Source organism: Luteimonas rhizosphaericola (assembly GCF_029888045.1).
Taxonomy (GTDB): Bacteria; Pseudomonadota; Gammaproteobacteria; order Xanthomonadales; family Xanthomonadaceae; genus Luteimonas; species Luteimonas rhizosphaericola.
On sequence record NZ_JARXRN010000020.1, the window covers coordinates 465,064 to 479,710 of the forward strand.

Annotated in this window: 10 protein-coding genes and 2 tRNA genes; 1 reads left to right on the plus strand and 11 read right to left on the minus strand. The window is 70.8% G+C overall.

Features of this window, described 5'->3' with window-relative positions; genetic code table 11:
- Nucleotides 1–166 precede the first annotated feature (166 nt).
- The 11 genes from QFW80_RS05900 to QFW80_RS05950 all read right to left on the minus strand — a co-directional run bounded on the left by QFW80_RS05900 (nt 167) and on the right by QFW80_RS05950 (nt 11,589).
- Nucleotides 167–243, minus strand: a tRNA-Arg gene (locus tag QFW80_RS05900).
- Nucleotides 244–318: 75 nt separating this feature from the next.
- Nucleotides 319–411: transfer RNA gene (locus tag QFW80_RS05905), tRNA-Ser, on the minus strand.
- A gap of 75 nt (nt 412–486) precedes the next feature.
- Nucleotides 487–693, minus strand: a complete 207-nt coding sequence (gene csrA / locus QFW80_RS05910) for a carbon storage regulator CsrA (protein ID WP_280600507.1) — start codon at nt 691–693, stop codon at nt 487–489.
- A 153-nt stretch (nt 694–846) separates the two neighbouring features.
- Nucleotides 847–3,501 carry an alanine--tRNA ligase gene (alaS, locus tag QFW80_RS05915; RefSeq protein WP_280600509.1) on the minus strand — a complete coding sequence of 885 codons (2,655 nt, stop codon included), beginning with the start codon at nt 3,499–3,501 and terminating at the stop codon, nt 847–849.
- Nucleotides 3,502–3,628: 127 nt separating this feature from the next.
- Entirely contained in the window at nt 3,629–4,120 is a 492-nt protein-coding gene (gene recX, locus QFW80_RS05920; RefSeq protein WP_280600511.1) for a recombination regulator RecX, read from the minus strand.
- Nucleotides 4,117–4,518 carry a putative quinol monooxygenase gene (locus QFW80_RS05925; protein WP_280600640.1) on the minus strand — a complete coding sequence of 134 codons (402 nt, stop codon included), beginning with the start codon at nt 4,516–4,518 and terminating at the stop codon, nt 4,117–4,119. The genes recX and QFW80_RS05925 overlap by 4 nt, the downstream gene beginning before the upstream one ends.
- Before the next feature lie 126 nt (nt 4,519–4,644).
- Nucleotides 4,645–5,682 carry a recombinase RecA gene (recA, locus tag QFW80_RS05930; protein ID WP_280600641.1) on the minus strand — a complete coding sequence of 346 codons (1,038 nt, stop codon included), beginning with the start codon at nt 5,680–5,682 and terminating at the stop codon, nt 4,645–4,647.
- A gap of 157 nt (nt 5,683–5,839) precedes the next feature.
- Nucleotides 5,840–6,487, minus strand: coding sequence for a transcriptional repressor LexA (gene lexA, locus QFW80_RS05935; RefSeq protein ID WP_280600512.1), 648 nt, complete (start codon nt 6,485–6,487; stop codon nt 5,840–5,842).
- Between the two features lie 52 nt (nt 6,488–6,539).
- Entirely contained in the window at nt 6,540–8,222 is a 1,683-nt protein-coding gene (gene ubiB / locus QFW80_RS05940) for a 2-polyprenylphenol 6-hydroxylase (RefSeq protein WP_280600513.1), read from the minus strand.
- Between the two features lie 42 nt (nt 8,223–8,264).
- Nucleotides 8,265–8,768 (minus strand): CinA family protein, encoded by a 504-nt coding sequence (locus tag QFW80_RS05945; protein ID WP_280600515.1) that lies wholly within the window; start codon nt 8,766–8,768, stop codon nt 8,265–8,267.
- A gap of 166 nt (nt 8,769–8,934) precedes the next feature.
- The gene (locus QFW80_RS05950) at nt 8,935–11,589 is read right to left on the minus strand and encodes a TonB-dependent receptor (protein WP_280600517.1); all 2,655 of its coding nucleotides are present in this window, start codon (nt 11,587–11,589) and stop codon (nt 8,935–8,937) included.
- A 466-nt stretch (nt 11,590–12,055) separates the two neighbouring features.
- Here QFW80_RS05950 and mutS point away from each other — a divergent pair, with 466 nt between their 5' ends.
- Nucleotides 12,056–14,647 carry a DNA mismatch repair protein MutS gene (gene mutS, locus QFW80_RS05955; protein WP_280600518.1) on the plus strand — a complete coding sequence of 864 codons (2,592 nt, stop codon included), beginning with the start codon at nt 12,056–12,058 and terminating at the stop codon, nt 14,645–14,647.

A 14,647-nucleotide genomic window follows, 5' to 3' on the forward strand; every position in this document is an offset into this window, starting at 1 on the left:
AATGGGAGCGCCCGTCCGATCCTCTTCATGCGTTGCGTCGCACCTCGGGGGTGACGCAGCGCCCTCCGGATCGCAGGGCCGCGCGAAACGCACTCGCGAAACTGCCGCACGCCACACGCAAAAAGGCCGATGGACATGGTCCACCGGCCTTCCTGATTTTTCCGCATGGCGCGCCCGGAAGGATTCGAACCTCCGACCCCCAAGTTCGTAGCCTGGTGCTCTATCCAGCTGAGCTACGGGCGCGTTGCAGAAGCGGAATTGTGCCCAACTCCATGCACCCCAGTCAATGCGGATGCGACGTCGCTCGGACGCTGGAACTGGCGGAGACTGAGGGATTCGAACCCTCGATGGAGCTTTTGACCCCATACTCCCTTAGCAGGGGAGCCCCTTCGGCCTCTCGGGCAAGTCTCCGGGAACATCGCGCCGGTGCAGTGCGCACCGCGCGACAGCCGCGAAGGATACCGGAGTCGTGACCGGTGCGGCAAATCAGCCGTTGCCGGCTTCCGGCTCGCGCGCGGGCTCGACCTCGTCGCCGCGACGGATGCGCTGGTAGATCTCCTCGCGGTGCACGGCCACGTCCTTGGGCGCGGTGATGCCGATGCGCACCTGGTTTCCCTTGACGCCGAGAACGGTCACGGTGACCGAATCGCCGATCATCAGGGTTTCGCCGACGCGGCGGGTCAGAATCAACATCTTGGGAATCTCCGTAGGCCGGGGGCCTGCTGTCGAAACGGGGCAACCGCGCCCGGAGCGGTCAATCCACCGTTTCAAACTGAACAAACGTGAAGAATGTCCGGGACGGGCCGCCCGGTCAACCGACGATGGTCATGGGGCGACTGGCTGGCGTCAGGCGGGACTCAGCTTCGCGGCCGTCCAGGACGGCACCTCCGCCAGCACCTGCTGCAGGGCCGGGCCATCCTCGCCCCCGCCCTGCGCCATGTCCGGGCGTCCGCCGCCTTTGCCCCCGATGCGACCGGCGACGAAGCCGACGAGTTCCCCCGCCCTGACCTGCCCGGCCGCGCGACCTGAGACCGCGGCCACCAGCGCGGCACGGCCGTCGCTGGTGCCGGCGAGCACGATCACCGCGTCACCGAGCTGTTGCCTGAGGCGATCCATCGCGTCCCGCAGCGCCCTGGCGTCCAGTCCTTCCACCCGCGCTGCCAATACCTTGATGCCTGCGATGTCGACGGCCTGGCTGCCCAGGTCCGCGGTGGCACCGCTGGCGGCCTTGGCCTTGTAGGCCTCGACCTCGCGCTCGAGCCGCTTCTGGCGCTCGAGCAACCCGCGCAGTCTATCAGCCAGCTCCTGGGTCGTGCCGCCGACCAGGCCCGCGGCCTCGCGCAGGCGCCGCTCCTCGCCCGCGACGTGGTCCAGCGCCGCCTGTCCGGTGAGGGCCTCGATCCGGCGCACGCCGGCCGACACGCCGCCCTCGGCCACCAGCTTGAACAGCCCGATCTCGCCGGTGCCGCCGACATGCGTGCCGCCGCACAGTTCGACCGACTCGCCCATCGCGACCACCCGCACGCGCTCGCCGTACTTCTCGCCGAACAGCGCGATGGCGCCGGCGTCGATGGCTTCCTGCATCCCCATCTCGCGGATCGACACGGGGTGGTTGGCGCGCACCTCGTGGTTCACCCGGCGCTCGATCTCGGCCAGTTCGGCCTCGGCCACGGGCTGGAAGTGGGAGAAGTCGAACCGCAGGCGCTCGGGCGCCACCAGCGAACCCTTCTGCGCCACGTGCGTGCCGAGCAGGCCACGCAACGCGCCGTGCAGCAGGTGGGTGGCGCTGTGGTTGAGCACGATGCTCGAGCGGCGCGCCTCGTCGACCGCGCCCGAGAGCGTGTCGCCGACCTTGAGGATGCCCGCCTCCAGCCGGCCGACGTGGCCGTGGAACTGCCCGGCCAGCTTCTGGGTGTCGGTCACGGTGAAGCGCGTGTCCAGCCCGTCGAGTTCGCCGGTGTCGCCGACCTGGCCGCCGGACTCGCCGTAGAACGGGGTGCGGTCCAGGATCACGATCGCCTCGTCGCCGGCCTCGATCGCCTGCACCGGGCGCCCGTCGCGCATCAGCGCCAGGACCGAGAGTCCCTCGGCGCGCTGCGCGTCGTAACCGACGAAACGGGTCGGCTGCAGCCGGGCGACCAGATCCGCCGGCAGCTGCACGCCACCGCCGAACTTGCCCGCCGCGCGCGCGGTCTCGCGCTGCTTCTCCATCGCCACCTCGAACCCGGCGACGTCCACCGTGAGGCCGCGCTCGCGCGCGATGTCCTGGGTGAGGTCGAGCGGGAAGCCGTAGGTGTCGTACAGGCGGAAGGCGTCCGCACCCGGGATGGTGGTGCCGCCCGACCGGTCGGCGACGTCGTCGAAGATCCTCATGCCGGCGTCGAGCGTTTCGGCGAAGCGCTCCTCCTCGGCCAGCAGGGCGCGCTCCACCAGCTCGCGCCGCGCGGGCAGCTCCGGGTACGCATCGCCCATCTGGGTGCAGAGCGTGCCGACCAGGCGATGGAAGAACGGCTCGCGCGTGCCGAGCATCCAGCCGTGGCGCAGGGCGCGACGAATGATCCGCCGCAGCACGTAGCCGCGGCCTTCGTTGGACGGCAGCACGCCGTCGACGATCAGGAAGCTGCAGGCGCGGATATGGTCGGCGATCACGCGCAGCGACTTGTTCGACAGGTCGGCGGTGCCGGTGAGCGCGGCGGCCTCCCGGATCAGCGCGTCGAACAGGTCGATCTCGTAGTTGCTGTGCACGTGCTGCAGCACCGCCGCCAGCCGCTCCAGGCCCATGCCGGTGTCCACGCAGGGCGCCGGCAGCGGCACCAGGGTGCCGTCGGGCTGCTTGTCGAACTGCATGAACACCAGGTTCCAGATCTCGATGTAGCGGTCGCCGTCCTCGTCGGGCGATCCCGGCGGACCGCCGAAGTGCTCCGGGCCGTGGTCGTAGAAGATCTCGGTGCAGGGTCCGCAGGGTCCGGTGTCGGCCATCTGCCAGAAATTGTCCGAGGCGTAGGGTGCACCCTTGTTGTCGCCGATGCGCACGATGCGTTCGGCCGGGATGCCGATCATCTCGTGCCACAGCGCGTAGGCTTCGTCGTCGGTGTGGTACACGGTGACCAGCAGGCGCTCGGCCGGCAGCTGCCACACGCCGGTCAGCAGTTCCCAGGCCCAGGCGATCGCGTCCTTCTTGAAGTAGTCGCCGAACGACCAGTTGCCCAGCATCTCGAAGAAGGTGTGGTGGCGCGCGGTGTAGCCGACCGAATCCAGGTCGTTGTGCTTGCCGCCGGCGCGCAGGCAGCGCTGCACGTCGGCCGCGCGCGGATTGGCGCGCTTCTCCGCGCCGAGGAAGACGTCCTTGAACTGCACCATTCCCGAGTTGGTGAACAGCAGGGTCGGATCGTTCGCGGGCACCAGCGGCGCCGAGGGCACGATCTCGTGGCCCTTGCCGCGGAAGAAGTCGAGGAAATCGCTGCGGATCCGCGCAGTCGTGAACGGAGATGGCGTGGTCATGGGCTGTCTGGTGGCGGGCGGGCGGCCTGGTTCCCCCCGCGATGCCCCACGATGGGGCCCAAAGGCTAGAGCAGACAACCCAGCAAAGCCGCCAGATTAGCAAACCGGCCGCGGCCGGTGTCCGCGTTCAGCCCGGATCGTCGTCCGGGTCGAACCGGGTGGCGGCGCGGATGCTGTCGCCGTCGAAGCCGCGGCGCGCCAGCAGGTCGGCGGCCTTGCGGCGCTGCGCCAGGTCGGACGGCCCGGCATCGCCGAAACGGCGGCGTAGCAGGTCGCGCGCCAGTTCGGTCCAGTCGCCCTCGAAGGTCGCCATCGCCGCCTCGACGGCCTCCCCGTCCAGCCCGTGCATGCCGAGCTCGGCGCGGATGTGCCTTGGCCCGTACCCGGAGCCCGCGCGTCCGCGCACCAGCGATTCGGCGAAACGCGCGTCGTCCTGCCAGCCGGCCTCGGCGAGCCGGTCGATCGCCGCGCGGGCGTCGTCGGCCTCGACCCCGCGCGCGGACAGCTTGCGGGTCAGTTCCCTGCGCGAGTGCTCGCGCCTCACCAGCAGGCCGAGTGCCCGCTGGGTGGGCGTCGGGGCCGGACGCTGGCGCCGGCGTGGCCGCTCCGGATCGCTCACGCCGGGGGCGGCAGCCCGTGGCCGCCGACGGGCCGGGTCTGGGTATGCTGGCCGAAGCCGGCGATCAGCGGCTTGGCGCGTGCGATCGCGTCGCGGACCCCGGGCAAGGCGAGCGACGCGCGATGGCTCTCGGCGCTGTCCCAGACCTCGGTGATCCAGATCGCATCCGCGTCTTCCGGATCCTCGGCCACCACATAGCTGTGGCAGCCGGGCATGGTCCCGACGTTCTCCAGCAGGATCGCCAGCAGCGCGTCGCGCTGGCCCGGCTGCGCCTTGAAACTCCCGATCAAACCGTACATGCGCCCTCCTCCGATGGTGGCCGTCGTTTCCGGGGCGGCGGCCGCCGCCATGACCAGGCCGGCCGCGGCCGAGACGATCACCGTGCGCCGGGTGGCCATCAGCGGCACGCGCGGCGCCGGAACGCGCACCCGGCCGGCGCGACTCCCGGACGAAAACGACCCGCCCCGTCGCCGGGGAGGGTCGCATGGAAAGGCCGTCCCTGGCCGCGAAGTCCTCGGCGCGGATCAGCCGTCCGCGCCCGCATCGTCGTCGCCGTCGCGTTTGGCCTCTGCGGGCTTGAACGTCTCGCGCAACTGCGCCTCCAGCCGCTTCGCCACCTCCGGGTTCTCCTTGAGGTAGTTGCGCGCGTTCTCCTTGCCCTGGCCGATGCGCTCGCTGCCGTAGCTGTACCAGGCGCCCGCCTTCTCCACCAGCTTGGCGTCCACGCCCATGTCGATCAGCTCGCCTTCGCGGCTGATGCCCTCGCCGTACAGGATCTCGGTGATGACCTGCTTGAACGGGGGCGCCATCTTGTTCTTGACGACCTTGATGCGGGTCTGGTTGCCGATGATCTCGTCGCCCTTCTTGATCGCGCCGATGCGGCGGATGTCCAGGCGCACCGAGGCGTAGAACTTGAGCGCGTTGCCGCCGGTGGTGGTCTCGGGGCTCTGGCCCGGCATCATGATGCCGATCTTGTGCCGCAGCTGGTTGATGAAGATCACCATGCAGTTGCTGCGCTTGATGTTGCCGGTGAGCTTGCGCAGCGCCTGGCTCATCAGGCGCGCCTGCAGGCCCGGCAGCTGGTCGCCCATCTCGCCCTCGATCTCGGCCTTGGGGGTGAGGGCCGCGACCGAGTCGACCACCACCACGTCGACGGCGTTGGAGCGCACCAGCATGTCGGCGATCTCGAGCGCCTGCTCGCCGGTGTCGGGTTGGGACACCAGCAGGTCGTCGATGTTGACGCCAAGCTTCTGCGCGTAGTTGGGATCCAGCGCATGCTCGGCGTCGATGAACGCGGCGGTGCCGCCGGCCTTCTGGCACTCGGCGATGGTCTGCAGGGTAAGCGTGGTCTTGCCCGAGGATTCCGGGCCGTAGATCTCGACCACGCGACCCTTGGGCAGGCCGCCGATGCCCAGGGCGATGTCCAGCATCAGCGAACCGGTGCCGATGACTTCGGCCGGCTCGACGCTGCCGTCTCCCATGCGCATCACCGAGCCCTTGCCGAACTGCTTCTCGATCTGGCCCAGGGCGGCGGAAAGGGCGCGCTTCTTGTTCTCGTCCATCGTGGTGGTCCTTGTCATGTTGATATCGGGTTGGAAGCATCCTTGCAGGCGCCCATCGCAGGGACTGCGACGCCGACGCCAGGATCGACGGTAGTGCGGCCCGGGGAACGTGCCAGCCGGTCGACGCCGCGGACGGGCGTCGGAAAACCTCCCGCCCTCACCGGTTCGGCCTCACCAGCCCGCAGTACAGGCCCTCGATCGCGAAGTCCTGGTCGGGCAGCACCTCGATCGGCGCGTGATCGGGATTGCGCGGCAGCAGGCGGATGCGGTCCTTGCCCACCCTGAGCAGCTTGACGGTGATCGCATCGTCCACGCGCGCGACCACGATCTGGCCGCTGCGCGCCTCGGGCGTGCGGTGCACGCCGATCAGGTCGCCTTCGAAGATGCCCTCGTCGATCATCGAATCGCCCTTCACCTTGAGCAGGTAGTCGGGCGCGGGCGAGAACAGCACGCGGTCGAGCACGATGTAGTCGTCCGAGCCGATGTCGGCGCCGATCGGCAGACCCGCCGCCACCTGCCCGAGCACCGGCAACCGCAATGCCTCGTTGCCTGCAGGCAGGTCGAGCGCCTGCTGCGGGGGCGCGACAGGACGCAGGACGCGGATGCCGCGCGCCCGGCCCGGCACGCGTTCGATCGCGCCGGCCGCCTCCAGCGCCTCGAGATGGTATTGCGCGGCGCGCACACCGCTGAAACCGAAGGCCCGGGCGATCTCGGTCTGCGAGGGCGGGACGCCTTCGGCCTCGATCCGTTCGGCGATCAGGCCCAGGATCGCCTGCTGGGTGTCGGTCAGGGCTGCGGTGCGCATGGTTAGTAGTAATACTACTAAGCCGCAGTCCGGTCAACCTCGCACTGGCCGCTCAGCGCTTCCCGCCCCGCCAGATCGAGAACAGCACCCACAGCCCGCCGAGCGCGGCGCCGACGAAGCCGACCGTGCCCAGCAGCCGCAGCGCGCGACTGGTCACGCCGCCGGCGCTGTTGAGCACGATCGACGAGCCCACGATCAGGGCTGCGGTCACCACGCCCATGGTCAGCCGGCTCACGGCCCGGTCGACCTGGTCGCCGAAGGCCTTGAGCGCGTCGACCTCGATCTGCACCCGCATCCGGCCCCGGCGCGCCGTGCGCAGCAGGCGGTGGATGTCGCGCGGCATGTCGCGCAGCAGGTCGTAGAGTCCCGTCGCCGTGCGCCGCCCGCGCCGGGCGAGGACCGACGGCGCGTAGCGGGCCAGCAGCGCACGTTCGAGGAACGGGCGCGCTTCGCTGGCCATGTCGAAGTCCGGATCGAGCCGGCGGCCCATCCCCTCCAGCGTGAGGAAGGTCTTGATCATCAGCGCCAGGTCCGGCGGCAGGGTCAGGCCGTGCTCGCGCAGGATCGACGCGACGTCGCCCAGCATCGCGCCCATGCGCAGGTCGCGCAGGGGCACGCCGCGGTACTGGTCGACGAAGCGCTCCACGGCTTCCTGCAGCCGCGCCTCGTCGATGTCGGGATCGTCCCCGGTCCAGTCGACCAGCACGTCGGCGACGGCCGCGGCGTCCTGGTCCACCAGCCCGTGCAGCAGGCGCACGATCTGGAACCGCCGCGGCTCGGACAAGTGCCCGACCATGCCGAAGTCGATCACCCCGATCGCCCCGTCCTGCAGGTAGAAGACGTTGCCCGGGTGCGGATCGGCGTGGAAGAACCCGTCCTCGAGCACCATCTTGAGCACCAGGCCCGCGCCGGTGCGCGCCAGTTGCGCGCGATCGAGCCCGGCCGCGTCCACCGCGGCCAAGTCGCGGCCGGGAATGCCTTCGAGATACTGCTGCACGTTGAGCCGCTCGCAGGTCCAGGCCCAGTAGACCCGCGGGATGACGATGTCCCCGCGGCCGGCGAAGTTGCGGGCGATGCGCTCGGCATTGCGGCACTCGGCGGCGAAGTCCAGTTCGCGCCGCAGCGAGGCGGCGAACTGGCGCAGCATGTCGGCGGGATGGTAGCGGCGCACTTCCGGCATCTGCCGCTCGACGATCGTCGCCAGGTGCCGCAGCAGCCGCAGGTCGGCCTCGACCACGTCGCGGATGCCCGGCCTGCGCACCTTCAGCACCACCGGCGTGCCGTCGGGCAGCCGCGCGCGATGCGCCTGCGCGAGCGAAGCGGCCGCCATCGGCACGCGCTCGAGCTCGGCGAACACGATGTCGGGATCGGCGCCCAGGTCTTCCTCGAGTTGCGGCCGGATCAGCGCGAACTCGACCGGCGGCACCTCGTTCTGCAGCGCCGAGAGTTCCTCGATCCAGCGCGGCGGCAGCAGGTCCACGCGGGTCGCAAGCACCTGGCCGAGCTTGACGAAGGTCGGCCCCAGCTCCTGCAGCGCGGCACGCACCCGGGCGGGCGCGTCGAGCCGCAGGGTGCCCGCCTCCACCGCGTGCCAGTGCACCAGCCGGCCGGCGCGCTCCAATGCCCCCGCCAGGCCGATCCGGCGCACCACGTCGCCGAAGCCGTAGCGCACCAGCACGCCGGCGATGTCCTGCAGCCGGCCGAGGTCGCGCACCGTGCCCAGGGCCTCCCACATCACACCGCGCTCCCGGAGCCTGACACGTTCACGCCGGCCCGCTCACGCCAACGCGCCTTCAAGCCCGCGCAGGGCCGCGGCCACGGTCTGGCGCCGGACCGCCTCGCGGTCGCCGTCGAACTGGAACAGCTCCGCGCGCGCATAACCGCCGCGACGCTTCCATGCGATCCACACCGTGCCGACCGGCTTGTCCGCGCTGCCGCCGCCCGGTCCCGCGATGCCCGTGACCGCGACCGCCACGCTCGCGCCCGAGTGCACCAGCGCGCCGGACACCATCTCGATCGCCGTCTCGCGGCTCACGGCGCCGTGCACTTCCAGCGTCTGTGGATGCACGCCCAGCATCGCCTGCTTCGCCTCGTAGCTGTACACCGCCATGCCGCAGTCGAACCACTCCGACGAGCCGGCGATATCGGTCACTACCTTCGCGATCCAGCCCCCGGTGCAGCTCTCGGCGGTGACCAGCATGTGGTGGCCGGCGCGCAGGCGCGCCCCGGCCTCGAGGGCGATGGCGTGGAGGGCCGGGTCGTCGGGGATGTGCGAAGGCATGGTGAGCGGCGGCGTCCGGGCGGCGCTCCATTCTGAACCCAAAACGGCCTGCGCCCGAGCCTGCGCCCGCACCGGCCGCCGGGACGCCGCGCGTCGGGCCGCGTGCGACGGCCCGTCCGTCACACCGGCCCGCGCACCCGGGCGCGGGCCGGCGAGGTGCCGCGCTTCAGTAGCGGACGCGGAAGGTGACGCCGTACATCCGCGGCGCGCCCAGGAACGCGTTGAAGGTGTTGAGCGGGTTGCCCGGATCCGGGAACAGCCCCTGCAGCGGGGCGTCGAAGCCGACCTGCACGTACTCGGTGTCGGTGATATTCGTGCCCCACAGCTCGACCGTCCAGCGGTTGTCGCTGGCGCCGATGCCGACGCGGGCGTTGACCACCGTGTACGACGACTGCTCCTTTTCGACGTCCAGGTCGGAGCCGGTGTTGTAGTCGCCCATGTACTTGGCGCCGATGTTGAAGCGGCCGACCATGGCGTTGCTGAAGTCCCACTCGTAGGTCACGGCCATCGAACCCGACCACTCGGGCGCGAACGGCATCGTGGCGCCGGGCAGCTTGTACAGCGCGCCCGACGTGCTCAGCGGCGTGCGCTCGACGAAGTCCGCCCCGGGAATGTCGTCGCCGAAGGTGGTGTCGGCGTACATCAGGCCACCCTGCAGCATCAGGCCGGTCACCGCCTGCGGCTGCCACAGGATCTCCGCGTCCACGCCCTTGGAGGTGACCTTGGGGATCGAGCGCACCACGAAGCTGGTGCCCAGGAAGCTGTTGAGCTGGAAGTCCTCGTACTCCTGGTGGAACGCGGTCGCGTTGAGCAGCAGCGACCCGTCGGCCCAGGTGGTCTTGGCTCCGAGCTCGTAGCTGTCCACGAACTCGCCGGGGAACGAGGTATCGGCGACGGGCGTGATGCCGGCGCTGCTGGCGGAGTTGCCGTCGGCCGACTGCACCCGGTCGAGGTTGAAGCCGCCGCCCTTGTAGCCGCGCGCGGCCGAGGCGTAGGTCATCACGTTCTCGTTCCAGCGGTAGGCCGCCTTCAGCGTGCCGGACCACTCGGTCTCCTCGCTCTCCTGGAACGTGCTGCGTCCGTTGTGCAGCGCGTTGGCCCAGGGCAGGCACATGTAGCCGGCGATCTGCGGGCCGGCCGAGGCCATGATCGCGTCCTGCACCGGGCCGGGCAGCCCCGCGAACGCGGTGCTGCGGGAGGCCAGCGCGGCGCGCAGGCGCGCGTAGCGGGCCGGGTTGAGCGGGTTCTGGTCGGTCAGCGCACCGGTGCAGGCCAGGCTGCCGTTGGGGTTGCTGTAGTCCGACGTCAGTTCCTTGTCCTCGCGGGTGTAGCGCAGGCCCAGGGTGACGTCGAGCGCGTCGGTGGCGCGCCAGGTGTTGTTGGTGAACAGCGCGATGCTCTTGGCGTTCTGCTCGTAGCGGTCGAGCGCGCCCAGCCCGGTGAAACCGGTGCCGTAGGGCGTGCCGCCCACCTGCGAGAGGAAGGCCGCGGGCGGGATGCCCAGCGGATTGTCGAGCGGCACGCCGGCCTGGGCCAGGCTCTGCCCGACCAGCGTGTACACCAGCGTGGACACGTAGGGCTCATAGGCCGCGCCGACCCGATAGCTCTCGTTGCGGCGAAGGTCTTCGTCGGAATAGAACATGCCGACCATCCAGTCCAGCCGGTCGGTCGCGCCGGTGAGGCGGAACTCCTGGCTGAAGGTCTCGAAGCCGGTGAACGACTCGTCCTCGTCCGCATTGCGGTACAGCAGGTCGGCGGTGCTGAAGTCGTAGTCCAGGCCGTTGATCGCCTGCCACTCGCGCGCGGCGGTGATCGAGGTCAGGGTGGCGCCGCCCAAGCCGCCCAGGTCCCAGTTGACCTCGGCCGAGACGCCCTTGTCCTTGATGTCCTGGGTGGTGTCGCGATTGCTGTAGGCGACGCGGTCGAAGGGATCGTCGCCCGGCGCCGCCACGGCCTGGCCACCGGCCAGCGCGTTGAGGATCGGCGCCGTCCCGCCGACCGTGGTCTGCACCGCCGTGCAGCAGTTCTCCTCGCGGCTGGTGTAGTCGGCCGACAGCAGCACATCGAGCGATTCGGACGGCTCGAACAGCAGCTTGCCGCGCACGGTGTGGAAGTTCTGGTCGTAGTCCTCGTCCTCGGTGCGCGGGCCGTTGCCGGTCTCCACGTCCATCCAGCCGTCGCGCTTGCGCTTGGCGGCGTAGACGCTGAAGGCCGCGGTGTCGCTGAAGGCGTCGTTGTACGCGCCCGACACGCCCATGGCCCCGTAGTTGCCCACCGACACTTCCGCCTCGGCGCTCTGGGTATAGCTCGGGCGCCGGGTCACGACGTTGATCACGCCGGCCGAGGTGTTCTTGCCGAACACGGTTCCCTGCGGGCCCTTGAGCACCTCGATGCGCTCCAGCTGGCCGAGGTCGCCGAAGCCGACGCTGTTGCGCGGCCGGTACACGCCGTCGATCACCACGCCCACCGACGACTCCAGGCCGACGTTGTCGCCGACGGTGCCGATGCCGCGGATGCGCGCGGTGGTGATCGCCTCGTTCTGGGTGCTGGTGACGGTCAGGCCGGGCACCAGGATCTGCATGTCCTTGATGTCGCGCACGCTGCTGTCCTGGAGCAGTTGCTCGTCGAGCGCGGTGACCGAGATCGGCACGTCCTGCAGCGCCTCCTCGCGCTTCTGCGCGGTGACGGTGAGGGTGGCCAGGGTGCGGGTTTCCTCTTCCCCGGCCGCGGGCTCCTGCGCGGACACCGGGAAAGCCATGGACGCGATCGCCGAGACCAGGGCGACGGAAAGGATGCTGTGCTGCGGATGGCGTGACGCCATGTGGAAGTCCCCCAGGTGGTTGGATGCGATGCGGTGACGCCGGTATTGCGACGAGACGCAGCCGCGCGGCCGGGTCGCGGACGCGGGCTCCGGAGGGCGGCCTGCGTGGGGGACCGGCTGCCGTCCGATGGTGCTGGAGCGAACGAAAACCTAACACAATTTCCGGTGTTGGGAAGCGTCCCGTGCCCCGCCGTATGGCGCCTGGCGAAGGCCGGCCTGCCGGCCCGGCGAAAAGTCCGGGTGGAAGGGTCCGGCCGAGCATGACGCGTCGGGGCATCGCGATGTTGATCCTGCTCAAATCGGGGATGCCGATCCGCACGCGGACCCCGCCGCCAGTCCGGGTGTGCGGCCGCGCCGCAGGCGGAGCGCGCCGATGCGCCGCGGCAGGCCGGGGTACGGGCGCGCAGGCGGGGCGGATACAATTCCCGGCCGACGCGCCGTCGCGCGCGTCCCCGCCGCGGAACGAATGAAGCTGGACAGGTCGCCCGAACACACCCCCCTGATGAAGCAGTTCTTCGCCGCCAAGGCGGAGCATCCGGATGTCCTGCTGTTCTTCCGCATGGGCGATTTCTACGAGCTGTTCTACGACGACGCGCGCAAGGCCGCGCGCCTGCTCGACATCACCCTGACCCAGCGCGGCAGTTCCGGCGGCCAGCCGATCCCGATGGCCGGCGTGCCGCACCACTCGTCCGAGGGCTATCTGGCGCGGCTGGTGGCCCTGGGCGAGTCGGTGGCCATCTGCGAGCAGATCGGCGACCCGGCCGCGAGCAAGGGCCTGGTGGAACGCAAGGTGGTGCGCATCGTCACCCCCGGCACCGTGACCGACGAGGCCCTGCTGCAGGAACGCCGCGACACCCTGCTGCTCGCCGTCGCCCGCGGCCGGTCCGGCTACGGCCTGGCGTGGGCCGACCTGGCCGGTGGCCGGTTCCTGGTCAACGACGTCGCCGGCGACGCGCAGCTGGAGGCCGAACTGGCGCGCCTGGAGCCGGCCGAGGTACTGCTGCCCGACGAGGAGGGCTGGCCCGATGCGCTGCGCGAGCGCAGCGGCGTGCGCCGGCGCGCGCCCTGGCTGTTCGACGCCGAATCGGGGCGCCGCCAGCTGCTTCAGTTCTTCGGCCTGCACGACCTGACCGGCTTCGGCATCGAGGACCGTCCGCTCGCCATCGCCGCCGCCGGCGCGCTGCTGGGTTACGTCGAGGAGACCCAGAAGCAGCGGCTGCCGCACCTGACCTCTATCGCCGTCGAGAGCGGCGACGGCGCGATCGCGATGAACGCGGCCACCCGCCGCCACCTCGAGCTCGACAGCCGCGTCGACGGCGACACCCGCCACACCCTGCTCGGCGTGCTCGACACCACGGTCTCCCCGATGGGCGGGCGGCTGCTGCGGCGCTGGCTGCACCGGCCGCTGCGCGAGCGCGACACGGTGCGCCTGCGCCACGCGGCGGTCGCGACCCTGATCGACGCGCGCGCGGAGGAACCCTTGCGCGAGCGCTTCCGCGCCCTGGGCGACCTGGAGCGCATCCTCTCGCGCATCGCGCTGCGCTCGGCGCGCCCGCGCGACCTGTCCACCCTGCGCGACGGCCTGGCGATGCTGCCCGCGGTGCGCGAGTTGCTGGCGCCGCTGGATTCGCCGCGCCTGCGCGAACTGTCCGATTCGCTGGGCGAGCACGCCGCCGAGGCCCACCTGCTCGCCGGCGCGCTGGTGGAGCAGCCGCCGGTGCTGGCGCGCGACGGCGGCGTATTCGCCGAGGGCCACGATGCCGAGCTCGACGAGCTGCGCCGCCTCAGCGAGAACGCGGACGGATTCCTGGTGGACCTGGAAGCGCGCGAGAAGGCCGCCACCGGCATCGCCACGCTCAAGGTCGGCTACAACCGCGTGCACGGCTATTTCATCGAGATCAGCAAGGCGCAGTCGTCCAAGGCGCCCGCGCACTACACCCGGCGCCAGACCCTGACCGGCGCCGAGCGCTACATCACCGAAGAGCTGAAGGCGTTCGAGGACAAGGTGCTCTCGGCCCGCGAGCGCGCGCTGGCGCGCGAACGCCTGCTGTACGAACAGCTGCTCGACGCCCTCGCCGCCCGGCTCGAACCGCTGCGCCGCTGCGCCGCCGCGCTCAGCGAGCTGGACGTGCTGGCCGCGTTCGCCGAACGCGCGCAGGCGTTGGACTGGTCGCGGCCGCTGCTCACCGACGCGCCGTGCATCCAGATCGAACGCGGCCGCCATCCGGTGGTGGAAGCGGTGCGCGACGACCCGTTCGAACCCAACGACCTGGTGCTGGGCGAGGACCGGCGCATGCTGGTGATCACCGGCCCCAACATGGGCGGCAAGAGCACCTACATGCGCCAGAACGCGCTGATCGTGCTGCTGGCGCACATCGGCAGCTTCGTGCCCGCGGCGCGTGCCGAGATCGGCCCGATCGACCGCATCCTCACCCGCATCGGCGCCGGCGACGACCTGGCGAAGGGGCAGTCGACCTTCATGGTCGAGATGGCCGAGACCAGCTACATCCTGCACCATGCCACCGACCGGTCGCTGGTGCTGATGGACGAGATCGGCCGCGGCACCTCGACCTACGACGGCCTCGCCCTGGCCGAGGCCTGCGCGCGCCAGCTCGCCGCGACCAACCGCAGCTACACCCTGTTCGCCACGCACTACTTCGAGCTCACCGCGCTGGCCGAGCCCGGCAGCGGCATCGCCAACGTGCACCTGGACGCGGTGGAGCACCACGACGCGAACGGCCACGACACCCTGGTGTTCATGCACGCGGTCAAGGACGGCCCCGCCGACCGCAGCTTCGGCCTGCAGGTGGCGGCGCTGGCCGGCCTGCCGAAGGCGGTGATCCGCGACGCGCGCGCGCGCCTGGCCGAGCTGGAGCGGCGTTCGCACGACACCGCCGCCGCGGCGCCGATGTCGGCCGAACGCATCGACCAGCCGCAGCAGTTCGGCCTGTTCGCGCCCTCCTCGGCCGCGCTCGAAGCGCTGGCTTCGATCGATCCGGACGAACTCACGCCCAAGCAGGCGCTCGAGGCGCTGTACCGGCTCAAGGCGCTGTCGTGA